Genomic DNA, 24,990 nt, shown 5'->3' with positions numbered 1-24,990 from the left:
CTCACCCGTTCATGTCCCTCCGCCGCAGTGCCGTCAGGCCCCCTGCCACCGGCGCCGCCGTGAGCAGCAGCAGGATCACCACCGGTGACCAGGCCATCTCCGCGCCGGGCACTGGAACTCCCGCAGCCGGTCCTGGGCCAGCCGCGACATGGTCATCAAGCGCTGGGAGGACGCCCTGCGCGAAGGCGTCGCGAACCTGGGGCCCGACTCCCCGCAGGGCTGCGGCTGGGGGGAGACGCTGGCCTTCTTCGAGTTCCTGCACGGGGAACTGGCGGCGCTGATGGAGCGCTGGAACGTGGAGTGCGAGAAGCGCTTCGGCTGACGGTTACGGGGCGGCCTTCCCCGTCGTCCTGCACCGCGACCGCGACCGCGGGCAGCGTCAGCCGCCGCTCCACCGTCCTACACCGCGACCGCGGGCAGCGTCAGCCCCCAGACCCCCGCCCGCACCATCCACGTCCGGGTCCGCACCGGGCCGCCCACCAGACCGTCCCTGCGGTACCGGAAGTCCGCCCCGGAAACGGTCACCGCCAGCGCCTCGGCCGTCAGCCGGTCACCGGAGAGCAGCTCGATGGTCACCTCCGCCTTCCCCGCGCCGCCCCGCGACGAGACCCGGACGTCCGTGACCGGCCGGTCCAGATCGGCCAGCAGGACGCCGTCCGCCTCCACCCGCAGCCGCTGCACCCGGGGCGCCTCCGGCGCGGGCGCAGGCCCGACGAGGGTCCGTACGAGCGAGCGGCAGGCGCCCCACACCGAGTGCGCCCCTTCGTCGTCCGCGCCCGGCAGCCCGGAGCGCGGGGCCGGCACCGGGATCCGCAGATCGCCCAGCACCACCGCGTCGCTGTCGTCCACCAGCAGGTCCAGCCAGCGCACCGCGCCGTCGAGCACCGACCGCGCCGCGGCCACCGCACCCACCGGGACACCCAGCGACCGCGCCAGCTCCAGCGCGGGGGCCGGGCCGACCGGCACCAGGGACAGGGCGCCGCGTGCCCGGTCGGGCTCGCGGTGCAGCAGGGTCACCGCTCTGAGCAGCGCCCGGTCGTCGCCGACCACCACGAGGCGCCGGTGACCGCGTCTCGCGAGCGCCCGCGCGAACTCCTCCGGCCCCTCGGGCAGACAGATCTTGGCGTGTGCGCCGGCGCACAGCACGTCCTTCGCGATCCGTACGGATTCGCCGTCCGCACGGCGGGCGACCGGGTCGATGACCACCAGCAGCTGATGCTCGGTGCTCGCTGGGGGATCTGGAGCCGACACCTCGGTCCTTCCTCGGGTAGCATCTTTGTGCAAGAGCCCCTTGCGCTATTGCGCCAGGGGCTTCGTCTATTCCGGGGCAGCCGGTTCGACGGTTCAGGTATCGGCGTACGCCAGACGTGCGCCCCCTGACCTTGGACATGCCCCGCCCGGAAGGGGTGTACGCCTGTGCCCGCACTTGTGCTGCTCGGTGCTCAGTGGGGTGACGAGGGCAAGGGAAAGGCCACCGACCTCCTCGGTGGATCCGTGGATTACGTGGTGCGCTACCAGGGCGGCAACAATGCCGGCCACACGGTCGTCGTAGGCGACCAGAAGTACGCGCTCCACCTCCTCCCTTCCGGAATCCTCTCACCGGAGTGCACTCCGGTGATCGGTAACGGAGTCGTCGTCGACCCAGCGGTCCTGCTCTCCGAGCTGAGCGGGCTGAACGACCGCGGCGTGGACACGTCCAAGCTGCTGGTCAGCGGTAACGCGCATCTGATCACGCCGTATCACACCACGGTCGACAAGGTGACGGAACGGTTCCTCGGCAAGCGGAAGATCGGCACCACCGGCCGGGGCATCGGCCCGGCCTACGCCGACAAGATCAACCGTGTCGGTATCCGCGTCCAGGACCTCTACGACGAGTCGATCCTGGAGCAGAAGGTCGAGGCCGCGCTCGACGGCAAGAACCAGATCCTCGCCAAGCTCTACAACCGGCGCGCGATCGAGGCCGGCCAGATCGTCGAGGAGCTGCTCGGCTACGGCGAGCAGATCCGCCCGTACGTCGCGGACACCGCGCTCGTCCTGAACAAGGCGCTGGACGAGAACAAGGTCGTCCTCATGGAGGGCGGCCAGGGCACGCTCCTGGACGTCGACCACGGCACGTACCCCTTCGTCACGTCGTCCAACCCGACCGCGGGCGGCGCCTGCACCGGTACCGGCGTCGGCCCGACGAAGATCACCCGGGTCATCGGCATCCTCAAGGCGTACACCACGCGGGTGGGCGCCGGACCGTTCCCGACCGAGCTCTTCGACGAGGACGGCGACAAGCTGCGCTCGATCGGCCACGAGTACGGCGTCACGACCGGCCGCGACCGCCGCTGCGGCTGGTTCGACGCGGTCATCGCGCGCTATGCGACGCGGGTGAACGGGCTGACCGACTTCTTCCTCACCAAGCTCGACATCCTCACGGGCTGGGAGCAGATCCCGGTGTGCGTGGCGTACGAGATCGACGGCAAGCGCGTCGACGAGCTGCCGTTCAGCCAGACGGACTTCCACCACGCGAAGCCGGTCTACGAGTACCTGCCCGGCTGGACCGAGGACATCACCAAGGCGAAGACCTTCGCCGACCTGCCGAAGAACGCGCAGGCGTACGTGAAGGCGCTGGAGGAGATGTCCGGCGCACCGATCTCGGCGATCGGTGTGGGCCCGGGCCGGACCGAGACGATCGAGATCAACTCGTTCATCTGACGGACCTGAGAGGGACCGCGGGCGCACTGTGCGGCGGCCGACCTGTTGCTGTGGTGACGGGGCGGCCGCCGTCGCGCGTCCGGCCGCCCGGGCGAGGTGGTGTGATTACTCTGTCCGCCGCCCGGGCGATAGCTTGCCCGGATGACTGAACTAGGTTCCGCCTCCTGGCCACCCGTCCCGGTCAAGACCGAGCGCCTCGTGCTCCGCGAGTCCGAGGCCCGGGACCGTGCGGCGACCATCGAGCTGCTCGCCTCGCCGGAGGTGGGCGCCTACCTGGGCGGCCCTCGGCCGCGTGCTGAGTTGGAGCGCGCGTTGCCCGAGATACCCGGGAGACATCCGGGCCTTTTCGTGGTCGAGCTCGACGGGGCGATGATCGGCACCATCGAGCTCAATTGGCGCGGCCCGGAGCAGCGGAGTCGTGTCCGTCCGGATCTGCCCGCGCTCGGTTACCTGTTCCTGCCGGATGCCTGGGGACACGGGTACGCCGCAGAGGCGTGCGCGGCGGCGCTCGGCTGGTTCGCCGACGCGCTTCCCGGCCAGCCCGTGGTGCTCTTCACCCAGACCGCCAACGCCCGCTCGATGCGCCTCGCGGCGAAGCTGGGGTTCACCGAGGCGGAGCGGTTCGAGGCGTGGGGCGCCGAACAGTGGTGCGGCGTGTGGTCCCCGGCCACGCCGTAGGCTGGCCGAGGTCGTCGGGCGGAACGGAACTGCCCTGGCGAGGGAGGGAACTCGTGCCTGTCAGAAAGCCGTCCACGGAGCGGCAGCGACGTCTCGGTGCTGAGCTGCGCAGGATGCGGGAGCATGTCGGGCTCTCGCTCACCGACGCGGCCGCGCTGCACCGCGTGGACAAGACAGCGATCAGCAACACCGAGTCCGCCCGATTCGGCGTCAGCGCTGACCGCGTACGCGTCTGGGCGAGCAACTACTCCTGCCCCGACCAGGCTTACGTGGATGCCCTGGCGGACATGGCCAGGGAGCGCGCCGGGGCGAACTGGTGGGACGAGTTCCGGGACTCGATCGCCTCGTTCATGCTCGACCTCGTGGAGCTGGAGCATCACGCCGTCTCGCTGCGCCATGTGCAGATCACACACCTGCCCGGCCTGTTGCAGCATGAGGACTACGCCCGCGCCGTGTTCGGGGAGGCGGTCCCGCCGTTGACCCGCGAGGCGATGGATCTTCACGTGGAATTCCGGATGCGGCGTCGGGCACTGCTCGACCGGCCGAGTCCACCCGACTGTTCGTTTCTCCTCCACGAGGCCGCGCTGCGGATGCTATTCGGCGACCGAGCGGTAGTGCGCGGGCAGTTGGGAGAGCTGTTGAAGTGGTCGGAGCGGGACGAGGTGACGCTGCGCGTCATTCCTTTCGCTGCCGGAGGATTCCCCAGCGCGGGGAGCTCGACGATGTACGCGAGTGGTCCGGTCCGGCAGCTCGACACGGTGCAGATCGATGTGCCCGATGGCCTCACCTTTCTCGATGCCGAGACCCATCTGACGAACTACCGTGCGGTGTTGGATCGTATGGAGACACGGGCGCTGGAGCCTGGGCGGTCACGTGACTTCATTCGCAAGGTGCTGCACGAGCTATGAGAGCTTGAGGGTCGTGGACATTCAGTGGCGTAAGTCTTCGTTCTCGGAACAAGCGGGCAACTGCCTCGAACTTGCCATTGTCGACGGCGAGGTCCTGATGAGGGAAAGCGACGACCCTGCGGTGATCATCCGGACAACTCCCGTGAAGCTGGCGGCATTTCTGGCGGGAGCCAAGTCAGGCGAGTTCGACGACTTGGTGTGATGGCGCGGGGCGCTCCTCGCATATGCCGGTCTGCACATCTTGCGCATCAATGTTGATGCGGCAGCACTTTTGTGGCTAACCTGACGTCGGACGGTAGCCGCCTGGTTACCGTCTGGACCGGAGTGCCCCGGCGGTGTCATCAGCACCCCGGGGCATGGCCAACGCCACAGAGGAGCGTCAGCATGTTCCACCGTATCCGCACTCATCTCGCGCGAAGGCGCGTACCCCTGAACCTGGTGCCCGCCCCGCTCCCCTCCGCGTCCGCGCAACGCCCCCTGCGGCTGCCGCGTACCAGCCTCTGCGCGATCGACGTCGAGCGCCGCACCCGCCGTACCGCGATGCGGCTCGCGCTCGACGGGATCGTGGTCGTGGCAGGGGCGGGTCAGGCGTGCAGCGTCGGTGCCCTCGTGCTCAGGACGACGGGAGCGGCGGCCTGATGAGTGCGGACCAGGTACGGGTGAGCCGGGTGCCCAGCAAGCCCGTGCGGCGGGAGGCGGACGGGTCGCTCTCCATCGACCTGTGGCTGCGCCGCGACGGGGCCTTCGAGGCCGACGCCGCGCTGCGGCTGACGCCCGCCGAGGCCGAGACGCTGCACGCCCAGCTGTGTTACGCGCTCGATGACACCACCGCTGCCCTGATCACCCCGGCGACGAACCAGCCCGACTGCCGAAAGGCAGTCCTCGTCACGCGCCGCCAAGCCTGAGAGGTGCAATTCCCGGGCCCCGCGATTCCCATGCCGCAGCGGAGTTGTGGCGCCCGGGGAGTGGCTCACCGCTTCACAGCCCGCAGGATCACGAACTTCGGGTCGCTCGTCACGACCCGGCAGTTGCCGAACGTCTGCTGGAGCATGACGTGGTAGCTGAGGTGCCGGTTGCCGACGACCCATAGTTCGCCCCCCGTCCGCAGCGCCTCGCGCGCGCCGCGGAACATCCGCCGGGACGTCTGGTCGCTGGTCGCCTGGTGGGTGTGGAACGGCGGGTTGTTCAGTACGAGGTCCACCGAGCCCGCCTCGACGCCCGCGAAGGTGTCGCCGATGCGGAACTCGGCCGGGGCGTCGGGGCCGAGGTTCTTCCGGAAGGTGGCCTCGGCCGATGCGACCGCCTGGAACGACTCGTCGGTGAAGATCACTTCGGCCCGCGGGTTCGCCAGCGCGACGGCCGTGCCGACGACTCCGTTGCCGCACCCCAGGTCGACCACCCGCTCAGGGCCCTCGTGCTGCGGCAGGTGCGGCAGGAAGAAACGGGTACCGATGTCGAGGCGTTCGGCGCAGAAGACCCCCGCGTGGTTGACGACGGTCCGCCCCGAAGCAGCACCGACGCCGGCCGGCAGCTCGTAACTCCGCGGCCAGGGGCTGGGACCCGGGGCGAGCGACGGGTCGGGGGTGCAGAAGATCAGCCGGGCCTTCTTCACGGCGAGGGATGTCTTCGTGACCCCGATGATCTGCTCGAAGAGCTTGAGGGTCGAGGTGTGGATCTCCTTGACCATGCCGGTGCCGACGACGACGGTCCCGGCATGCACGGCGGGTGCGAGCCGGTGCAGCTGGTCCTCAAGGAGCGCGAGGCTCTTCGGGACCCGGACGATCAGCAGGTCGATGCGCTCAGGCGGCACGTCCTGCGTGGAGAGCAGCCGCACGGAGCCGGAGCCGATCCCGTTCCGTTCCAGGTTGGCGCGGGTCGCCTCCTGCCCGAGGAAGGAGTCGGTGATCTGGACGACCTCCCCGGCCCCGCCCGCCGCACCAGCGAGCGCGGTGGTGAGCGCCCCCCACCGGTCACCGGCCACGACGGTGGTTGGCGGGCCGGTGACCGTGGCGGCGATCCCGTTCTCCTCCAGATGGCGCAGGAGATATTCGTCAGCGGCGTCCCAGGCGCGCAGCTGGTCGCGGGGGTCCTCGGGGAACCGGGTGAGGGCGAGCGAGCCTGATGACGTCGGCAAATGGTTCATTGCCGACCAGGCTAGCGGTCTCAGGAAGCGGCCGTCTTCTCGGCCAGTTTCCGGAATTCGCCCAGGTCGTAATTTGCCAGGGTGGAGTCCAGGTTGGTGAGTGCGCCCAGGTGCTCGACGAAGCCCTTGGGGTCGTACTCGATCTGGAGCGTTACCCGGCTAGTGGTGTCGCTGAGGTGGTGGAAGGTGACCACACCGGCGTGGTGGACCCCCTCGATGGTCCGCCAGGCGATCCGGTCCTGCGGCACGACCTCGGTGAGCTCGGCGACGAAGTTCTTGTCGGCGCCCGGCAGCTCCAGCTGCCAGGCGAAGCGCTTCCCGTCCATCGGCTCGACGAGGCGTACGTGGCTCAGGAAGGCGGGCCAGCGGGTGACGTCGCTCCACAGGGCCCAGCTCACGGCGACCGGGGCATTGATGTCCACGGTTTCGACCAGCGATGACGACATGTGTGCCTCTCTTCGTTCGTGGGCTCGTGCTTCACGGGACCGGCTACCCGGAGACCGACCGGCCACACGGAACGGCTGTACGCGCGAGGCTCTTCGGGGCCCGGACGGTCAGGAGACCGGTCCGCTGGGGCGCGTCCTGCGCGGCGAGCAACTGCACGGCGTCGCAAGCGATCTCCTTCCGCCCCAGGCGCGCGACTGGGCGCGGTGGCCGGCCGCCTCAGGAGGCGGCCGCCTTCTCGGCTGGTGTGAGTGAGAACTGCGTTCACACCGCGATGACGTCGACGCCCTCCTCCAGGCCCTTGAAGTCGTCAGCATTCCGTGTGTAGAGCGGCAGGCCCTGAGCTGCGGCTGTGGCGGCGATCATCAGGTCCATCCGGCGGGGACGGACATCACGCTTCGCCCGGAGGGTGAGAGCGACGAGCGTGCCGAATCTGCGGGACGCCTCCCGGTCGAAGGGAACGACCGCAAACTCCCCTTCGACATCCGCAAGGCGCTGCGCTCGCGCCATCATCTCCACCGGGTCCCTCGTCATCGCCACCCCCTGGGCCAACTCCGCGAGGACGATCGAGGAGACGGCCGCCTCCACGGGGAGCAAGCCTGGGTCGATCACCGGCAGATCGATGACCACACATGTGTCCAGCAGCCCGCGCGGCCGCCTGCGGGTCACGTGCGGTCCCATGGATTCTCGTCGTCACCGACACGCTCCTCGGCGCCGAAGAACTCATCGGCCTCCGCGCGCATCCGAGCGGCGTCGACCTGCGGAGCCCGTCGCCATTTCCGCTGGAGCTCCTCCACCGGGACAAAGCGACGCCGGGCAGCGAGGGGGCGCACCTCGGCGATCTCATTGCCATTACGGGTGATGTGGTACGTCTCACCTGCCTCGACATCGTCGAGTACTGCCTTGGAGTGCGCGGCCAGTTCCCGTTGGGTGATGGTCTTCATGGAGCCAGCGTAACGCGCCGTAATGCAGTGTGCTACGCGGTTCCCGGTGCTGTCCGGTCGGCAGGGTCAGTCCTGCTTGGTGTACGTCAGCCTGTCGCCGGTCGCGGTGTTGACTCGGCGCAGGGTGCCGTCCGGCAGCAGGGTCAATTCCGTTGCCTCACCTGGATCGCAGGACGATTTCGGCTTTCCCGCGGTGACGGTCGACGGGCCGATCTCCAGCGGTGAGCCCTCCGCCCCGGCCTGCGCCAGCTCGGCCTTGAAGACGCAGTGGTAGCCGTCGCCGTCGGCGGTGAGGGAGAGGACCGTGTCGCCCGCCTCGCCCTGCCGTATGACCAGCCTGCGGGGGTTGCTGCCCGAGGCGCTGGGCACCGAGCCCTTCCAGGTGCCGAGGTACGCGTCCGGGACCGTGCCGGATGAGTGGGGCGGCGCGGAGGCGTTCGAGGTGTCCGGTGTCGCCGGCGAGCCGTCCCCGGCCGCGTCCTGGGGGCCGGTGGTGGAGTGGGACGCCGGGTCCTTCGGGCCGTTGCTGTCCGTGTTCATGACTGCGTACACCGAGCCGCCCGCGCCGACCGCCACTATCAGGGCCACCACGATCAGGGCGACCGTCCAGCGGCTGCTGCGGTCCGATGGCCCGGGTGCCGGCGCCGGGGTGTAGTAGCTGTATCCGGGCTGCGGCGGGGGCGGGGTCCGTGGATACGGGGCCTGTGGGTACGGGGATTGCGGATGGGCGTACGCGGTGGCGGCGGGATTGTCGCCGGGCGCGGGATCGCCGTTGTCGGACGTGGGACGCCCGTGCTCCGACGGTGGCTCCGGATCCGGCTCCGGTGGGGACTGCGCGTCCGGAAGCGCCCCCTGCCCCGAGCCCTCCCCCTCCCCAGGGTCGGGGTCCTCAGCATCCAGTAACCGGACCGCATGGCACCCCAGTTGGGCGACCAGGGGGGCGGGCAGCCAGGGGCTGCCCGGCGTGGGCTCGTCCGTGCGCTCCAGGATCCGGGCGAGCGTGGGCCGGGCCGCCGGGTCCTTGCGGAGGCAGTCGGCCACCAGGTCCCGCAGGCTCTCGGGCAGCTTTCCGAGGTCCGGCGGCTCCTGCGCGATCCGGAACATCAGCGCGTGCACCCCGCTCTCGGCGGTGCCGAACGGCAGCACCCCGCAGGCCGCGTACGCCAGCACCGTCCCGAGACAGAAGACGTCGCAAGCCGGAGTGATCCGGTCGCCGCGTATCTGCTCGGGAGCCATGAAGCCGGGGGAGCCGACCAGCGCGCCCGTCCGCGTCAGGCCGCTGTCCGACATCGTCTCCAGCGCGCGGGCGATCCCGAAGTCGATCACGCGCGGGCCGTCGATGGTGACCAGCACGTTCGACGGCTTGAGGTCGCGGTGGACCAGACCGGCCGCGTGGATGTCCGCCACGGCGTGGGCCAGGCCCGAGCCGAGAATCCGTACCGACCGCTCGGGCAGCGGTCCGTGCGCACCGGCGACCACGGAGTGGAGGCTGGGGCCCGCGACGTACCCGGTGGCGACCCACGGGGCCGGCGCCTCGGTGTCCGCGTCCAGAACGGGAGCGGCCCACGGCCCGGCGACCCGTCGTGCCGCCCGCACCTCCAGGCGGAAGCGGTCGCGGAACTCGTCGATCTCGGCCAGTTCCTCCCGGACGAGCTTGACCGCGACCGTACGGCCACGGTCCGAGCGCGCCAGATAGACCTGGCCCATTCCGCCCGTCCCGAGCCGCCCCAGCAGCCGGTATGCGCCGATATGGTGTGGATCGCCCGGCTGGAGCTTCTCCATGGCTGTGCCGCCTCCCCAAGGCCGCGCCACCGCGCGCCCGCTGGAGGCGAGGATAGTGCGCTCCGCGCGAGGCGCCGGTATGGCCGGGAGATCCGGGCCTGCAGACCATGCGGACCATTCCGTGACGGCGGACCGCCCGCCCGTTCCGTAACAGCGCCCCTGCCGGCTTTCCCGTTTGTCCGGCGGGGCGACATCCTGCCGACGAATGCCGCCGAGTCCATACAAGATGGCCATGTGCGTCCCGACCTGCGGCTCTCTACGCTGGGACGCATGACCCCTCAGACCCCGCAGCCCGATCCCCGTGCAGGGGCGGCCGTCAAGGCCGCCGACCGTGCGCATGTTTTCCACTCCTGGTCCGCCCAGGACCTGATCGACCCGCTCGCCGTCGCCGGTGCCGAGGGTTCGTACTTCTGGGACTACGAGGGCAACCGGTACCTCGACTTCACCAGTGGCCTCGTCTTCACCAACATCGGCTACCAGCATCCGAAGGTCGTCGCCGCGATCCAGGAGCAGGCGGCGAAGATGACGACGTTCGCCCCCGCCTTCGCGGTCGAATCGCGCTCCGAGGCCGCACGCCTCATCGCCGAGCGCACCCCCGGCGACCTCGACAAGATCTTCTTCACCAACGGCGGCGCCGAGGCGGTCGAGAACGCCGTCCGCATGGCCCGGCTGCACACCGGCCGCGCGAAGGTGCTGAGCGCCTACCGCTCGTACCACGGCGGCACCGCCACCGCGATCAACCTCACCGGCGACCCGCGCCGCTGGGCGTCGGACACGGCCTCGGCGGGTGTGGTGCACTTCTGGGCGCCGTTCCTCTACCGCTCGCCGTTCTACGCGAGCACCGAGGCCGAGGAGAGCGCCCGCGCCCTCCAGCACCTTGAGGACACCATCGCGTACGAGGGTCCGCAGTCGGTGGCCGCGATCATCCTCGAAACCATTCCGGGCACGGCGGGCATCATGACCCCGCCGCCCGGCTACCTCGCGGGCGTCCGGGAGATCTGCGACCGGTACGGCATCGTCTTCATCCTCGACGAGGTGATGGCGGGCTTCGGCCGGACCGGCACCTGGTTCGCCGCCGATCTCTTCGACGTCACCCCCGACCTGCTGACCTTCGCGAAGGGCGTCAACTCGGGGTACGTCCCGCTGGGCGGCGTGGCGATCTCCGGCAAGATCGCCGAGACGTTCGCCAAGCGCCCCTACCCGGGCGGGCTCACCTACTCCGGCCACCCGCTGGCCTGCGCGGCGGCCGTCGCGACGATCAAGGCCATGGAGGAGGAGGACATCGTCGGTCAGGCAGCCCGCCTCGGCACGGATGTCCTGGCCCCGGCCCTGGCGGACCTGGCCGCACGGCACCCGTCGGTCGGCGAGGTGCGCGGCGTGGGCGCGTTCTGGGCGCTGGACCTCGTACGGAACAGGGAGACGCACGAGCCCCTGGTCCCGTACAACGCGACGGGCGAGGCCAACGCGCCGATGGCGGCGTTCGGCGCGGCGGCGAAGAAGCACGGTCTCTGGCCCTTCATCAACATGAACCGCACGCACGTGGTGCCCCCGTGCAACATCACCGACGCGGAGGCGAAGGAGGGCCTGGCGGCCCTGGACGCGGCGCTGTCGGTGGCCGACGAGCACGTGGTCGCGTAGCGGGACCGAGTCGCGTAACGGGACTCACAGTCGGCGGGGGACGGGGGCGCTCAGCGCCTCAGCGTCCCCCGCACGTCTTCCGGTACGCCACCGACGGCAGGTAGGTCCGCCACTGCGCGCGCGACAGCCCGCCGGCCGCTCGCGCGCACACCTCGGCGGCGACCCGCCCCGGTCGCAGCTCCACGGTGCGCGATGCGGTGAGTGAGGCGACGGGCGTTGGCGTGTGTGAGGCCGTGGACGAGGAGGCTGTGTACGGGGTCGTCACCCGGAGTCCCGCGCCTTCGTGGGTGAAGGCCAGCTCCAGCACCGGGCCGTCCACCGGGGGCAGCGCGGCACCCTCGCTGGACGGGTCCGCCGTGTCCCACATCCGCAGCCCGCCGTCCGTGTCGCCGACGGCGACCGAGCGGCCGTCGGCCGAGAAGGCCAGCGCCGGTACGTGCCAGCCGGGCACTGCCCCGCTGGACGGCACACCGGGGGCGAGCACAGCCAGCAGCCGGGCTCCCGAGCCGTCCCACAGTGTCACGCGGCCATTGATGTCGCTCATCGCGAGATAGCGGCCGTCCGGGCTGAAGGCCGCACCGGCCAGCACGTTCTCACCGTGCATGATCCGTCTCGTGCGGCCTGTGCCGCCCGTGCGCGGGTCGGTCAACTCGCGCTCGTCGGTGAGAGTTTGTCCTTGCGGTCCGGTCACCTTCACACGACCGGTACGTGGGCGCGGCGCCCGCTCCGTGCGCAGGTGCACGCCCACGGCACTGTCCAGCGCGACGGAGTGCAGGGCATGGGCGCCCGCGCCGCTCTCTTCGTACCGCAGGACCCGGTGCGCCATGTCCAGGGTGATCCCGTTCAGGCCGGAACCCGTCGCCGCCACACGCAGTACCGGTGCGGCCGGGGCGGCGAGCCGCCAGAGCTGGACCTCGTCGCCGGTGAGCGTCGCCGCGTACGCGCCGTCCCGGCTGAACTCCGCCTCGGACAGGCCGGGTACGGAGAGGCGCGGGCGCTCGTGCCCGGAGCGTACGTCCCAGGTGCGGAGCGCCCCTTGCGCTGCGCCGGTATGCATCGTGAAGGCCAGCGCTCTGCTGTCCGGTGTGAACACGAAGTCCTGGGTGTCGCACAGATCGCGCGCCGCCCACGGCACCGCCACCTTCTGGTGCCGACGGACGTCCCAGACCTGGAGTGGCCCGCCCGCGCAGTACGCCATCAGCCGGTCGTCCGGGCTCATTCGGACCGCGCGCACCTCGTCGTGCGGTTCCGGGACCGTGAGCAGCAGACGCCCGGTGCGCAGATCCCACAGCTGGAGGTCGCGCCTCAGATCATTGACGGCGTATGTCCGCCCGCTCGCCATGAACCAGCTTTCGCCGCCGCCCTGCCCCGTACCTCCGAGGACCCGGCCGGTCAGCCGTCCCGCCACCAGATCCCACCTCCGCAGCCCGCCCGGGACGCGCACCACGGCGGCCCTGGTGTCCGGGCTGATCGCGGCGATCCGTTTCGCGTACGCCCCGAGCCCCGCATATGACGGCAGCCGCCGGTGCGTGGTCACGTCCCACCGGTCGGTGCGCGCCGGGCCGACGACCGTCAGCGTGCGGCCGTCCACGCTCGTCCGGCGCCAGGTGTCGTTGCTGTCCGTCGCGAACTCCGTCGAAGGCCCGCCGAAGACATCCAGGTCGCGCTGGGCGGCAGCCCCGTACAGCGCGCTGCGGGTCTCCGGGAGATCGGCGATCCGCCAGGCCGCGACGCTGAGCCGCATGGCCGTGCGGGGGTCGGTCGTCCGCAGAGCGGAGACGGTCGCAGCCACCCGCCGCGCCTCTGACTGTGCCGCATGCCGTGCGGCGATCCGGCTCTGCCGGCCGGCTGTCAGACCCGCGACGACCGCGACACAGAGCAGGACGGCGAGCGTGGCGGTCAGGCCGCGCAGCCTGCGGGTGGTGCGGGCCGCCGTACGCAGAGCGAGGTCGTGCCCGTCGAGGCTCGCGGCGAGGAAGTCCCGCTCGGACGCGGTGAGATCAGCGGTGGCCGGCAAGGCAAGGGTCGGCCCGGCCCCGAACGTCTCCCGCGCCGATGCCAGCCGCACCCCCCGGTACAGCGCCCCCGGGTCCCGCCCCAGCTCCTCCCACGTACGTGCCGCATCCGTCAGCCGCCGGTGCAGCCGCAGGCGTTCGCGGTCCTCCTCGATCCAGCCGTGCAGCCGGGGCCAGGAGCTGATCAGTGCCTCGTGGGCCAGTTCCACGGTCGTGGTCCCCGAAGTCAACAGGCGGGCTGCGAGAAGCTGTTCCAGTACGACGGCTGTCTCCGTCGAGGTCCCCAGTTCGGCGCGGGTGACCGGGCGCCGGGTGTCCTGGGTGCCGTCGCCGGGTGCGACCAGCCGCAGCAGCAATGCGCGTGCCGTGCGGGCCCGGCCGGCGGTTAATCCGGTGAAGACCTCTTCGGCGGTGTGGGCTATCGCGCCTGCACACCGCCGACCGCCTCGTACGCGGCGAGCGTCAGCGTCCGGCCGCGCCGCCTGCGCCACACTTCCCGCAGGGCGTGCGCCATCAGCGGCAGACCGCCCGGCTCGTCCGCCACATCGGCGACGACGCGTGCCGTCAGCGCCCGCTCGACGATCAGCCGCTCCGCCGTCGCCGGGCCGACGACGGCCTCTCGCAGCTGCGCCCTGGCCATCGGCCCGACCAGCAGGGTCGCGTCCCGCAGGGCGTCGGCCAGTGGCCGGTGTTCGGCGCACCGGCCGTAGAAGTCCGCGCGCACGGCGACGACGACGCGCGCCCCGCCGGTCAGCAGCAGATCGATGAACTCGGCGCGCTCGGCCGGATCGTGGCAGAGGGTGAAGAGTTCTTCGAACTGGTCGACCACGACGACGGTGTCGCCCGCGTCCGCGCTTCCGCGCTGCTCGCCGTCCGGTGTGACCCGCGCGGAGTGCGTGCGGACCGGCTGCCCGCCCGGGGTCAGGATGCGGATCGCCGCAGGCCGGGGGTTTTCCCCCATACGCAGTGCCGGGATCAGACCGGCCCGCAGCAGTGAGGACTTGCCGCTGCCCGACGCGCCCACGACCGCTACGAAACGGCGCCGCCCGGTCAACCGGACGAGGTCGGCGACGAGATCGGCCCGGCCGAAGAAGTGATCTCCCGGTTCGAGACGCCCCAGCCCCGGGTACGGCGATCGCTCCGGGCCGCCCGGTGCCGGCTCATCGGCTGCCGCTGCCTCCCGCCACCGCAGCTCCCAGTCGGCCGGGTCGCCGCCACACGCCGCCACGTAGGCGAGCGTCACAGGAAGCGACGGAAGCTTCTCGCCGGACGCTGCGGCGGAGAGCGTCGGGGCCGAGTACCGCCCGTCGGCGGCCATCGTCCGGTAGGTGGGGCCGCCCGCCCCACCCCGCAGCTTGCGCAGCTCGTAGGCGAAGCGCTGCACCGGGCCCGCCGCCGGGTCCAGCGGCCTCTCTGGACGCCCCATGGACTCAAGGTAATTGATGGGCGTGGCAGGCGGGGGCTGCCCATCAACACCGCTGAGGCTGAGCTGGCACGACGTACCCCTCCCGAACAACGGAGCCCGTCATCGCCACCGCCCTGCGGGCCGCCGGCCCGGCCACTGCCCCTGCCACACCGGCTACAGAGCCGTCCCACCCGTCACCGTGGGCGCCCCGCGCCACCGCCGGCCTCCCCGCCGTACTGGCGCTCGCCGTCGGGATGTGGGGGATCAGGCGCGACGGCACGCTCTGGGGCGACGAGGCGGTGACCTACGAGATGGCGCACCGCGGCGTCGCCGGGATCTGGCGCACGCTCGCCACCGTGGACGCCGTGCACGGGCTCTACTACCTGCTGATGCACGCCGTGTTCGCACTCCATGACGGCGGACTCACCACGCTGCGGCTGCCGTCCGTGCTCGCCACGTCCGCTGCCTCCGCCGGCGTCGGGCTCATCGGCCACCGGCTGGCCGGGCCGCGTGCGGGGCTGTTCGCCGGGCTTGCCATGCCGCTGATCCCGGCCGTGCAGCGGTACGCGCAGGAGGGCCGCTCGTACGCGCTGGTCTGCGCCCTGGTCGTCTGGGCGACGTGGCTGCTGCTCGCGAAACGCTGGACCGCGTACGGCTCGGTGATGCTGGTGGCCTGTCTGCTGCACGAGTTCGCGGTGCTGGCGGTGGCCGCGCACGGTGTGACGGTGTTCGCGCGGCGGGCCGGGCGGGCCGGGTTCGCGCTGTCACGGCGGGCGTTCACCTGGGCGGCCGCAGGCGTCGCGGTCGGTCTCGCGCCGCTCGCCGTGTTCTCCACCACGCAGTCAGCCCAGGTCGAATGGATCGGCAGACCCGGCGTCAGCACGCTCGCCGGGTACGCGGCACTGACCGCCGCCGCGCTGCTCTGCCGCCGGTTCGGCCCGGCTCCCGGGGTACGGGCGCTCGCGCTCCCGCTGCTGCTCGTCCCCAGCTGGCTGCTGCTGGCGGTGTCCTACGTCCACCCGCTGTACGTCGACCGCTATGTCCTCTTCTGCTCCGCCGGATTGGCGCTGCTGACCGGTGCGGTCCTGGACCACTGCTGGTCACGCGCGGTCGGGCTCGCGGCGGTGGCCGCCGCCCTGGTCGCGCTGCTCCCGGTCGGCCTGGAGCTGCGGACCCCGCAGAGCCGGAAGAACGACGTGACGGCGGTCTCCACGGCCGTCGAAGCCGCCGGGCGCCCCGGTGACGGGCTCCTCTTCACCCCCGCGAGGCGCCGGGTGTGGACGCTGTGGCGGCCCGCTGATTTTCGCGGGCTGACCGATCTCTCCCTCAGCCGCACGCCACGCGCCTCCCACACCCTGTCCGGCACCGAGTCGGCGCCGGGCCGTATCCGCGACCGGATCCGCGCCGCGCGGCGGATCGTGGTCGTCTCCGATCTGCCCGGTCAGCCGTTGGACACTGGTGCCCGCGAGGCGGTGAAGCGCCGCGCGCTGCGAACGTACTTCGTGAGCTGCGGCAGCCGGGAGATCACCTCGGCCCTGATCACCGTCTACGCCCGCCCCGGAGGATGCCCGTCCGCCTGGCCGTAGGAGGGCCTGAGCTGTCGCGCCCGGTGCCGGTCAGCGGTTCCGGTCAGCGGTGGCCGGTCAGCGGGATCCGGTCGAGGTCGCTGCCGACCAGCACCCGGCCGTGGAAGCCCTGTTGGGCCCGGCGCAGCCAGGAGCCGTGGGAGACCAGGAAGGTGTCGGCCGGGGTGATGTGGGTGAGCACCAGCGTGTGCACTCCGCAGCGCTGGGCCAGTGGTCCGACCTCGGTGACGTCGGTGTGCGCCGCCGCCATGTGGTGCAGCAGCGCTTCGCTGTAGCCGGTGCTGTTGCGGTAGAAGTCGAGGTCGATCACCTCGTGCACAAGGATGTCGGCGCCCCGCGCCAGCCGGACCATGTTGTCGGACAGCGCGGTGTCCCCGGAGAAGACCACCGAGCCGTCCGGGGTGTCGAAGCGGTACGCGAAGCAGGGGAAGACCAGCCCGTGCGGGACCAGGACCGCACTGACGCGAACCGTTCCGTCGTCCATGACCACGAACGGCTCCATGTCCGGCGCGGTGTTCCGGACCGGGTCGGCGCCCGCCCCGGGAGGCAGTTTGATCTCGCGCACGTCGACATGTGTGTGCGGGTCGGGGCGGCCGGACTCGCGCATGAAGATGTTGCTGCTGTACGCGGTGGCTTCGAGGGACTTCTCCGTCAGGTCCTGGAGACCGGGCGTCGGATCGGCCGGGTCGACGGTCCCCGCCTGCCCGCCGCCGTAGGCCTCCGGCAGCGCGCCCGCCGGGCCGGGGCCGTAGGCGTCGAACGGGGACAGGACGGCGTCACCCACGTCGTTGACACCGTGCGCGCCCAGCAGGATGAAGTTGGCGTAGTCGGCGATGTGGTCGATGTGCAGGTGGGTGATGAAGACCGACTTGAGGTCCTGGAACCTCAGCCCGGTCCTGCCGTACTGGGTGACGGCGGAGCGCCCGCAGTCGACTACGTAGACCTTTCCGCGTACGGAGAGCGCGGAGGCGGTTCCGGCCCGGGTGGTGACCGGCGGCGGGCCGCCGGCGGTGCCCAGCAGGAACAGTTCGGTTCCCTCCGGGGAGACCCGCGCGGGGCGCGCGCTCGACGAAGCCGCTTCGGCCGCTCGGGCAGGGTCCGCGCCGATGGCGGTCGCCGCCGTCCCGCCCGCGGCGAGGACGGCGGCGGAGGCGCCGAGCAGCCGGCGTCGGGAGAGGGGCCCCTCCGTGTTGCGGAGCCGGTCCTCGTCATCGGGGATCCCGCCCTCGGCGGAGGGGGCGGAGCGGTCTCGGCGGCGCTGAGCAGGTGCCATGGTGCGACTCCTGGGCGGGCATGGGGAGGTGGCGGACGCGTCGAGCATAGAGATAGTTAAGGGGTTAGAGAAGAGGAGAGGGGTAGCAGGGTGGAGTGGCGGGGTGAAGGGCAGGGTGAAGTGGCGGGATGGGCCGGCACCGTGAACCCCGGCCCCTCCGTCCGCGCCATGGGCGAGATCAAGCCTGGTTGTCGGGTGGAAACCGCAGCTGACGGACGAGACTCCGCCTCCTTCCGCGAGCCCCCACCTCCCCTCTGCCACCCCCACCGGAACCCCTCCGAGGCCTTCCGCGCACCAGCACTGGCCCCTTTCGGCGATCCGGTCTGATCCAATCGAAAGACGCTGGCCGTAGGGTGTCCCGGAGTCGGACGAGGGGAACAGGACCATGCCCGCGAGCGGAGCGGTGACCCGCAGTACTCTGCGGCAGCAGATCGCCGACGCGCTGCGTGACGAGGTGCTTGCGGGCCGTCTTCAGCCGGGCGAGGTCTTCACCGTCAAGCAGATCGCCGAAGGGTACGGGGTCTCGGCGACCCCGGTCCGTGAGGCGCTCGTCGAGATGTCCGCCCAGGGGCTGCTCGACTCGGACCAGCACAAGGGGTTCCGGGTCCACCAGTTCTCGGTCGACGACTACTGCGCCATGGTCGAGGCCCGGTCGCTGATCATCGACGGGATCTTCCGGCGGCTCACGCTGCGGGGCGTGGCGGGGGAGCCGCTGCTCTCCGTACGCCGCCGGGCCGAGGAGGCCGGGCAGGCCGCGCGTTCCGGCAGTCTGGAGATCCTCATCGGCTACGACCTGCGGTTCTGGCGTGAGCTCGGCGCGCTCACCGGCAACTCCTACATCTCCGACTTCCTGCACCGGCTGCGCGTGCAGTGCTGGGTGTTCGCGGTGCCGTATCTGCGTGGCCGCTCCGAACTGACCGACTGGCTGTGGCAGGGCCACGAGGAGCTGGCCGACGCGGTGACGAGCGGCGACGGCGACCAGGCACACGCGGTGATCGACGCGTACAACGCACAAGCCGTCCGCTGGGCGGAGCAGCTGCGCGCCACCGGTGCGGCCCCGCCACCCGGCGGCGCTCCACCGGAGGAGCAGCGGCCGGCCGCAGGGCCGTCCGACGACGGGGACGCCCGGTGAGCGTCGTGGAGCCGCAGGCCGCGGAGCTGACGGTGGCGCTGTCCGTCGTCGTGCCCGCGTACAACGAGGAGGGGCGCCTCGGCCCCACGCTGGACGCCGTCCGGACGTATCTGGACGGGCGGTCCGGCAGCTGGGAGCTGGTGGTCGTCGACGACGGTTCGGCGGACGGCACCGCGCGCATCGCCCGCGAGGCCGCCGCCGCCGACCCCCGGGTCCGGCTGGTCAGCAGCCCGGGCAACCGCGGCAAGGGGCACGCCCTGCGGCTCGGTGTGGCCGCGTCGAAGGGCGTACGGGTGCTGGTCACCGACGCCGATCTGGCCACGCCCATCGAGGAGTTGGCCCGGCTGACCCAGGAGCTGGAGACCGGGTACGAGGCCGCGGTCGGTTCGCGGGCGCATCCCGATTCCAGCGTCGAGGTGCACCAGGGGCGGCTGCGCGAGGCGATGGGGCGGATGGGCAACCGGCTCATACGGGCCGTGGCCGTCCCCGGTATCCGCGACACCCAGTGCGGATTCAAGCTCCTGGACGGCGACAAGGCACGCGAGGCGTTCGCCGACGCACGGCTCGACGGGTGGGGCATCGACGTCGAGATCCTCCAGTACTTCCGGCGCCAGGGGTGGGCGGTCGCCGAGGTCCCGGTGCGCTGGTCGCACCAGGAGGGCTCCAAGGTCGGGCCGCTGGACTATCTGCGAGTACTCGCCGAGCTGATCCGGCTGAAGGCCCGCGCGGTGCGCGGCACCGACCTGGCGGTCTGCGGTCTCTTCCTGCTGGCGTCCGTGCTGCTCTACAAGAACCTCTGGGCCGACCTCGGCCACGGCTACCTCCGCGACTCGCTCCAGGACCAGAACCAGTGGGAGTGGTTCTTCGCGGTCACCGCGGACAACGTCGCCCATCTGCACAACCCGCTCTTCACCACCGCGCAGAACTTCCCGGCCGGGGTGAACCTCATGGGCAACACCCCCATGCTGGGGCTCTCCGTCCCGCTCGCCCCGGTGACGCTGGCGTTCGGGCCGACCGTGACCTGGGCGCTGGTGCTGACCGGCGGGCTCGCCGCGACGGCCGCCGGCTGGTACTGGCTGATCGCCAGGCGGCTGGTCCGCAACCGGTGGGCGGCGGCGCTCGGCGGCGCGCTCGCCGCCTTCGCGCCGCCGATGATCTCGCACGGCAACGCGCACCCCAACTTCCTGGCGCTGTTCATGATCCCGGTCATCATCGACCGGGCGCTGCGGCTCTGCGAGGGGGGGAACGTCGTACGGGACGGGGTGCTGCTCGGCCTCTTCGCCACGTACCAGATCTTCCTCGGCGAGGAGCCGTTCCTGCTGGCGGCCCTCGGCATGCTGCTCTTCGCCCTGGCCTACGGGCTGCTGCGCAGGGAGGTGGCGCGGGCGGCGTGGCGCCCGCTGCTCAAGGGGCTCGGGATCGCCGCGCTGACCGCGCTGCCGCTGGTCGGGTACCCGCTGGGCTGGCAGTTCTTCGGCCCGCAGAGCTACCACAGCGTGCTGCACGGGAACAACGCGGGCAACAGCCCGCGCGCCCTTCTGGAGTTCTCCGGACGGTCGCTGTTCGGCAGCGACGCGACGGCCGACAAGCTGGCACTCAACCGGACCGAGCAGAACGCCTTCTACGGCTGGCCGCTGGTGGCGCTGGCCTTCGCGATCACGGTACGGCTGTGGCGGCGCACCCTGGTCAGAGCGCTGGCGTTCACCGCGGTGGCCGCCGCGGTCCTCTCCCTGGGCCAGAAGATCCGTATCCCGTACACGGACGTGGTGTTCCCAGGACCGTGGCGGCTGCTGGCGCACCGGCCGCTCTTCGAGTCGGTGATCGAGGGCCGGGTCGCGATGATCTGTGCCCCCGCGCTCGGCGTGCTGGTCGCGCTGGCGGCCGACCGGCTCATCCGTACCCGCGTCCGCGCGTACCGGGCCTTTGGGGGGCTGGCCGTCGCGGCCGCGCTGGTCCCGATCGTCCCCACCCCGATGCCGGTGCAGAGCCGCCCGGACGTCCCGGCGTTCATCGCCGACGGCATGTGGAAGAAGTACGTGGCCCCCGGCGAGTCCGTGGTCCCGGTGCCGCTGCCCGACCCGGGCAGCGCGGAGGCCCTGCACTGGCAGTCGGCCACCGGGGTCCACTTCCCGGTGCCCGGCGGCTACTTCAACGGGCCGTACGGGGCGGAGCGCACCGGCATCTACGGAGCGCCGCCCCGCTACACGTCGAACCTCTTCCGGGACGTCCGCTACGGCGCGAAGATCCCGGCGATCGGCCCCAACTGGCAGGCGCAGGCGCGCTACGACCTGGCGTACTGGAAGGCCGGCGTGGTCGTCATCCCGCCCGAGGACAACGACGCGGCTCTGTACGTCACCGTGGAGAAACTGCTCGGCAGGCCGGGGCAGCGGATCGGCGGCGCGTGGGTCTGGCCGGTGGGCAGGGGCGGCAGCTGAACCGGCGGTGCCGGTGGGCCGGGACAGCCAGGACGACCGGGGGTCTTCGCGCAGCGTGAACCGAGCATTACGCTGGCCGGACAAGCCCGCTCGGGGGGTGACCCCCGAACCCCGCTAGGAGCCCCGTTGGCCTGTGACCTGTGGCTGGTCCCCCTCGTCGATGTGCTGTGCCACAGCCCCGACAACCCCTTCGCGGAAGAGATAGCCGTCTACGACAAGGCACTCGGTGAAGCCGGTCTGCCGTCCGTACCCGTCTACGCCTATATGCCGGGCCTTTCGGGCGACGTGGCCCCGGTGGCCGGTTTCGACTACGACGCCCTGCACTTCCTGCGGCGCGCGTACCTCCTGAAGATCTGCGGCCTGGAGGTCGCCCCGGTCGATCACCTGGGCGGCGACTACGAACAGCTCCTGGAGATGTTCGAGTCCACGGCGCAGCAGTCCCATCTGGTGTGGCACTACGACCACGCGGGGGCCTATGTCCCGGTCGACTTCGGCGCACCGCTGTCCAACGACGAACTCCTCGAAGGCGGCGGCCCGCTGGGCTCCGCCCACGGCCTGCTCCGGGAGCTGGAGGTGGTGGCCGAGGCCATCGGTATCGACGCGGCGAACCCTCCGGAGACCCCGCAGGCTCCGTCCCGTCCGACGTCGCTGGAGGAACCGGCAGGCCCGGTCCCGCTGGACGACAGCCCGTTCGCCCGGGAACGGCATGTGTGGCTGGGACTGCACGCGGCGGCCACGCGCAGCCTCGCGCAGGGGTCGATGATCGTCTTCAGCTGACCGGAGTTCCGCCCGGCCTGAGGGGAGGGCTCCCCCCTGGGGGAGCCCTCCCCTCCCCGACATCCCCCCCCGTAACGCGTCCCGTGGTCGGGGTCGGCGCGCGGCCGGACGTACGCTTCACGGCATGCGTGTACTTGTCACTGGAGGCGCGGGTTTCATCGGCTCGCACATCGTCGCCGACCTGACCGCCCGGGGGCACGAACCGGTCGTGTTCGACGCCCTGTTGGCCGCGGCGCACGCCCAGCGGCCGACCCCCACCGGAGCGGAGTGGATCGAGGCCGACGTCCGGGACAGGGCAGCGGTGGAGAAGGCCCTGCACGGTGTGGACGCGGTCTGCCACCAGGCTGCGATGGTCGGCCTCGGCAAGCACTTCGCCGACGCGCCGGACTATGTGAGCTGCAACGACCTGGGCACCGCTGTGCTGCTCGCGGCCATGGAGGGCGCGGGCGTGCGCGACCTGGTGCTGGCCGGGTCCATGGTGGTCTACGGGGAGGGCCGTTACGACTGCGCCCGGCACGGCGTCGTACGCCCCGGCCCGCGCTCACCCGCCGATCTCGAAGCGGGCCGGTTCGAGCCCGTGTGCCCGCAGTGCGGCGACGAAGTGGCGCCGGGCCTGGTCACCGAGGAAGCGCCGGTCGACCCGAGGAACGTGTACGCGACGACGAAGCTCGCCCAGGAACACCTGGCCGCGGCGTGGGCCCGGGCGACCGGCGGCCGGGCGGTCGCGCTGCGCTACCACAACGTGTACGGGCCCGGGATGCCCCGGGACACCCCGTACGCGGGTGTGGCGTCCTTCTTCCGCTCGGCCCTGGCACGCGGCACCGCGCCGGTCGTGTTCGAAGACGGCGGGCAGCGGCGGGACTTCGTCCATGTGCGGGACATCGCGTCCGCCAACACCGCGGCGCTGGAAGGGGTCCCGGCCCGCGCGGACGGGGAGCTGCGCGCGTACAACGTGGGCAGCGGCGAACCGCACACCATCCTGGACATGGCGCAGCAGCTCGCCACGGCGTACCCGGGGCCGGCCCCGCTGGTCACCGGGGAGTACCGGCTGGGCGACGTCCGCCACATCACGGCGTCCTCCGCGCGGATCCGGGCCGAACTGGGCTGGCTGCCTTCGGTGCCGTTCGCCGACGGGGTGGCGGAGTTCGCGCACGCGTCAATGCGGCCGTCGGCCGTGGCCCCGGCCTGAGGCACCAACCGGGCCGTAGCGATGCCCGGCCCGCGCGACCCGGCACCTATGACCGCGACGGTCGTGGAGGCGGCCGGCTCCGTTTCTGTCGGCTTCACCACCGGCTCGTCTCCCCGAAGAAGTCGGCGACCTGACGGCTGTCCCGGCCCTGTGCGCCTCATTCTGCCGGTTCTGCGGTGCAGTCTTATACCTTCCTGAGAATATGCCTGCGGTCCGCCTTGCAGCCGATCTCCGAGGCTACGGTGGCCGGTATGACAGCTCGTCCACTGCACCGCCGCCAGTTCGTACGTATCGTGACCGCGGCTTCGGGCGTCGCCGCCATGGGTGCGACCCACGTGTCCGAAGCCTCAGCCGTCGAGCCCGCCACCGGCCCGTGGCTCCGCGACACCGCGGCGTCGGAGATGTTCGCGCACGGCGTCGCTTCCGGAGATCCGATGCACGATCGCGTGATCATCTGGACGCGCGTCACCCCCACTTCAGCGTGCATGCCCGGCCAGGACAGCGGACCGGCCACCGACGTGACATGGGAGGTCTCCGAAGACCCGGCCTTCCAGCACATCGTTCGAACCGGCACGGCCCGTACCGATGCCGACCGCGACCACACGGTGCACATCGACGTGATCGGACTACGTGCTGCCTGCACGTACCACTACCGGTTCCAGGCGGGAAACCAGACCTCACCGGTCGGCCGCACCCGCACCGCTCCCGAGCCCAGTTCCCAGGCCGGCGTCCGGTTCGGCGTTGTCTCCTGCGCCAATTACCGCGCCGGGTACTACACCGCCTACCGCCACCTCGCGGGCCGCCGCGACCTCGATGCGGTCATCCACCTCGGTGACTACATATACGAGCAGGGGCCCCAGGGCACCGACGTGCGGGCCCTGTCCCCGACGCATAAGTGCGTCTCGCTCGCCGACTACCGTGCCCGGCACGGCCAGTGTCGCACCGACCCGGATTTGCAGGCCCTTCACGCGGCTGCGCCGTTCATTGCCACCTGGGACGACCACGAAGTGTGCGGCAATGCGTGGTCCGGCGGAGCGGGCGACCACGATCCCGCTACAGAAGGCTCCTGGGCCGACCGGGCCGCAGCGGCCAAGCGAGCCTATTTCGAGTGGTTGCCGGTACGCCAATCCCTGGCCAACTCCACACGTCGGCGCCTGCACTTCGGCACGCTCGTCGACCTGACCATGCTGGACCTGCGCAGCTTCCGGTCCGAGCAAGTCGCCCCGACTGACGCAGCCGGAATAAGCGATCCGTCACGGACTCTGCTCGGCCGCTCTCAGATGGCGTGGTTCAAGGACGGGCTCGCACGCACCACCGCCACCTGGCAACTTATCGGCAGTTCCGTCGTAGCCATGCCGTGGCTCGTGCCCACCGGCCGACCCGAACCTGCCACCTCGGTCAACACGGACGCGTGGGACGGTTACCAGGCGGACCAGAACGAACTGTTCACGCATCTGCGCAACCACGGCACGCGCAACGCGGTGATCCTCAGCGGGGACGTGCACTCCTCGTGGGCGGGACAAGTACCCGCCCAGGGCGGCGGAACTCCTCTCGCCTCACAGTTCGTCGTCTCCTCGATCACCAGCCCGACACTCGGCAGCGTCAGCGACGGTCTGTCGGCGCATGCCGTCCTCGCGGTGAATCCCCATTTGTCGTGGGGCGATGTCGCATCGAACGGATGCGGCATCGTCGATGTCAACGCTGATCGGGTCCAGTTCGACTGGTACAAGACCGCCGATCGCACACTGCCGGACAGCCCGGTCACCCACCTCACCTCCTATGCAGTGGCCGGAGGGTCCGGCAGTCTGACCGCTGTCGACAACCCGGTCTGAAGGGGAGTTCACCGAGTTCCTCTCTGGTCCCGGCACCGGGACCAGCTCAAGCACGGAGGTGGGAGACTCCCGCGACCGCGGGTCTCGCCCTGCCCTTCCTCCCCCCGGC

The 24,990-nt window shown here is 71.3% G+C and carries 22 protein-coding genes and 1 pseudogene; 14 read left to right on the top strand and 9 right to left on the bottom strand.

What is annotated here, in order from left to right; translation table 11 throughout:
• The first annotated feature begins 148 nt into the window (after window positions 1–148).
• The gene (locus tag OG452_RS15920) at window positions 149–322 is read left to right on the top strand and encodes a hypothetical protein (protein WP_327296256.1); all 174 of its coding nucleotides are present in this window, start codon (window positions 149–151) and stop codon (window positions 320–322) included.
• A gap of 77 nt (window positions 323–399) precedes the next feature.
• On the opposite strand, the gene OG452_RS15915 is transcribed toward OG452_RS15920, so the two are convergent.
• Complete coding sequence (locus OG452_RS15915) at window positions 400–1,251, bottom strand: diacylglycerol kinase (RefSeq protein WP_327296255.1); 852 nt, start codon at window positions 1,249–1,251, stop codon at window positions 400–402.
• 165 nt (window positions 1,252–1,416) lie between these two features.
• Here OG452_RS15915 and OG452_RS15910 point away from each other — a divergent pair, with 165 nt between their 5' ends.
• The 6 genes from OG452_RS15910 (at window position 1,417) to OG452_RS15885 (ending at window position 5,191) form a co-directional block, all read left to right on the top strand.
• Window positions 1,417–2,700: an adenylosuccinate synthase gene (locus OG452_RS15910; RefSeq protein WP_327296254.1), complete on the top strand. Its 1,284-nt coding sequence runs from the start codon at window positions 1,417–1,419 to the stop codon at window positions 2,698–2,700.
• Window positions 2,701–2,841: 141 nt separating this feature from the next.
• A complete protein-coding gene (locus tag OG452_RS15905) occupies window positions 2,842–3,378 on the top strand; it encodes a GNAT family N-acetyltransferase (RefSeq protein ID WP_327296253.1) in 537 nt (178 codons plus the stop codon).
• Window positions 3,379–3,431: 53 nt separating this feature from the next.
• Window positions 3,432–4,286, top strand: coding sequence for a Scr1 family TA system antitoxin-like transcriptional regulator (locus OG452_RS15900; protein WP_327296252.1), 855 nt, complete (start codon window positions 3,432–3,434; stop codon window positions 4,284–4,286).
• A gap of 13 nt (window positions 4,287–4,299) precedes the next feature.
• Window positions 4,300–4,488: a DUF397 domain-containing protein gene (locus OG452_RS15895; RefSeq protein ID WP_327296251.1), complete on the top strand. Its 189-nt coding sequence runs from the start codon at window positions 4,300–4,302 to the stop codon at window positions 4,486–4,488.
• A 182-nt stretch (window positions 4,489–4,670) separates the two neighbouring features.
• Window positions 4,671–4,925 (top strand): hypothetical protein, encoded by a 255-nt coding sequence (locus tag OG452_RS15890; RefSeq protein WP_327296250.1) that lies wholly within the window; start codon window positions 4,671–4,673, stop codon window positions 4,923–4,925.
• Complete coding sequence (locus OG452_RS15885) at window positions 4,925–5,191, top strand: hypothetical protein (RefSeq protein WP_327296249.1); 267 nt, start codon at window positions 4,925–4,927, stop codon at window positions 5,189–5,191. Before OG452_RS15890 ends, OG452_RS15885 begins: the two co-directional genes overlap by 1 nt.
• A 65-nt stretch (window positions 5,192–5,256) precedes the next feature.
• On the opposite strand, the gene OG452_RS15880 is transcribed toward OG452_RS15885, so the two are convergent.
• From OG452_RS15880 to OG452_RS15860, 5 genes are all read right to left on the bottom strand, one after another.
• Window positions 5,257–6,429: a methyltransferase gene (locus OG452_RS15880; protein ID WP_327296248.1), complete on the bottom strand. Its 1,173-nt coding sequence runs from the start codon at window positions 6,427–6,429 to the stop codon at window positions 5,257–5,259.
• A 20-nt stretch (window positions 6,430–6,449) separates the two neighbouring features.
• The gene (locus OG452_RS15875) at window positions 6,450–6,875 is read right to left on the bottom strand and encodes an SRPBCC family protein (RefSeq protein ID WP_327296247.1); all 426 of its coding nucleotides are present in this window, start codon (window positions 6,873–6,875) and stop codon (window positions 6,450–6,452) included.
• A 262-nt stretch (window positions 6,876–7,137) separates the two neighbouring features.
• On the bottom strand, window positions 7,138–7,554 hold the full coding sequence (locus OG452_RS15870; RefSeq protein ID WP_327296246.1) for a type II toxin-antitoxin system VapC family toxin: 417 nt from the start codon (window positions 7,552–7,554) through the stop codon (window positions 7,138–7,140).
• Window positions 7,539–7,817 carry a type II toxin-antitoxin system Phd/YefM family antitoxin gene (locus OG452_RS15865; RefSeq protein ID WP_327296245.1) on the bottom strand — a complete coding sequence of 93 codons (279 nt, stop codon included), beginning with the start codon at window positions 7,815–7,817 and terminating at the stop codon, window positions 7,539–7,541. The genes OG452_RS15870 and OG452_RS15865 overlap by 16 nt, the downstream gene beginning before the upstream one ends.
• 66 nt (window positions 7,818–7,883) lie before the next feature.
• Entirely contained in the window at window positions 7,884–9,599 is a 1,716-nt protein-coding gene (locus OG452_RS15860) for a protein kinase domain-containing protein (RefSeq protein WP_327296244.1), read from the bottom strand.
• 270 nt (window positions 9,600–9,869) lie between these two features.
• Between OG452_RS15860 and OG452_RS15855 the strand changes: the two genes are divergently transcribed.
• Entirely contained in the window at window positions 9,870–11,237 is a 1,368-nt protein-coding gene (locus OG452_RS15855; protein WP_327296243.1) for an aspartate aminotransferase family protein, read from the top strand.
• A gap of 58 nt (window positions 11,238–11,295) precedes the next feature.
• On the opposite strand, the gene OG452_RS15850 is transcribed toward OG452_RS15855, so the two are convergent.
• Both OG452_RS15850 and OG452_RS15845 read right to left on the bottom strand, forming a co-directional pair.
• Window positions 11,296–11,781 carry a hypothetical protein gene (locus OG452_RS15850; RefSeq protein WP_327299651.1) on the bottom strand — a complete coding sequence of 162 codons (486 nt, stop codon included), beginning with the start codon at window positions 11,779–11,781 and terminating at the stop codon, window positions 11,296–11,298.
• 1,602 nt (window positions 11,782–13,383) lie between these two features.
• A pseudogene (locus tag OG452_RS15845) lies at window positions 13,384–14,570 on the bottom strand (nSTAND1 domain-containing NTPase); the annotation flags it as partial.
• 341 nt (window positions 14,571–14,911) lie between these two features.
• Here OG452_RS15845 and OG452_RS15840 point away from each other — a divergent pair.
• A complete protein-coding gene (locus OG452_RS15840) occupies window positions 14,912–16,243 on the top strand; it encodes a glycosyltransferase family 39 protein (RefSeq protein ID WP_327296242.1) in 1,332 nt (443 codons plus the stop codon).
• Window positions 16,244–16,286: 43 nt separating this feature from the next.
• Here the strand turns inward: OG452_RS15840 and OG452_RS15835 are convergent, their stop codons facing one another.
• Entirely contained in the window at window positions 16,287–17,516 is a 1,230-nt protein-coding gene (locus OG452_RS15835) for an MBL fold metallo-hydrolase (RefSeq protein WP_327296241.1), read from the bottom strand.
• Window positions 17,517–17,901: 385 nt separating this feature from the next.
• Between OG452_RS15835 and OG452_RS15830 the strand changes: the two genes are divergently transcribed.
• The 5 genes from OG452_RS15830 to OG452_RS15810 all read left to right on the top strand — a co-directional run bounded on the left by OG452_RS15830 (window position 17,902) and on the right by OG452_RS15810 (window position 24,881).
• Window positions 17,902–18,648 (top strand): GntR family transcriptional regulator, encoded by a 747-nt coding sequence (locus OG452_RS15830; protein ID WP_327296240.1) that lies wholly within the window; start codon window positions 17,902–17,904, stop codon window positions 18,646–18,648.
• Window positions 18,645–21,083: a dolichyl-phosphate beta-glucosyltransferase gene (locus tag OG452_RS15825; RefSeq protein ID WP_327296239.1), complete on the top strand. Its 2,439-nt coding sequence runs from the start codon at window positions 18,645–18,647 to the stop codon at window positions 21,081–21,083. Before OG452_RS15830 ends, OG452_RS15825 begins: the two co-directional genes overlap by 4 nt.
• Before the next feature lie 126 nt (window positions 21,084–21,209).
• A complete protein-coding gene (locus OG452_RS15820) occupies window positions 21,210–21,860 on the top strand; it encodes a hypothetical protein (protein ID WP_327296238.1) in 651 nt (216 codons plus the stop codon).
• A gap of 124 nt (window positions 21,861–21,984) precedes the next feature.
• A complete protein-coding gene (locus OG452_RS15815; RefSeq protein ID WP_327296237.1) occupies window positions 21,985–23,049 on the top strand; it encodes an NAD-dependent epimerase/dehydratase family protein in 1,065 nt (354 codons plus the stop codon).
• A gap of 176 nt (window positions 23,050–23,225) precedes the next feature.
• Window positions 23,226–24,881 (top strand): alkaline phosphatase D family protein, encoded by a 1,656-nt coding sequence (locus OG452_RS15810; protein ID WP_327296236.1) that lies wholly within the window; start codon window positions 23,226–23,228, stop codon window positions 24,879–24,881.
• Window positions 24,882–24,990: the final 109 nt, after the last annotated feature.

It is taken from the genome of Streptomyces sp. NBC_01197 (assembly GCF_036010505.1).
Taxonomy (GTDB): Bacteria; Actinomycetota; Actinomycetes; order Streptomycetales; family Streptomycetaceae; genus Streptomyces.
This window is presented reverse-complemented; position numbering and strand designations above follow the sequence as displayed.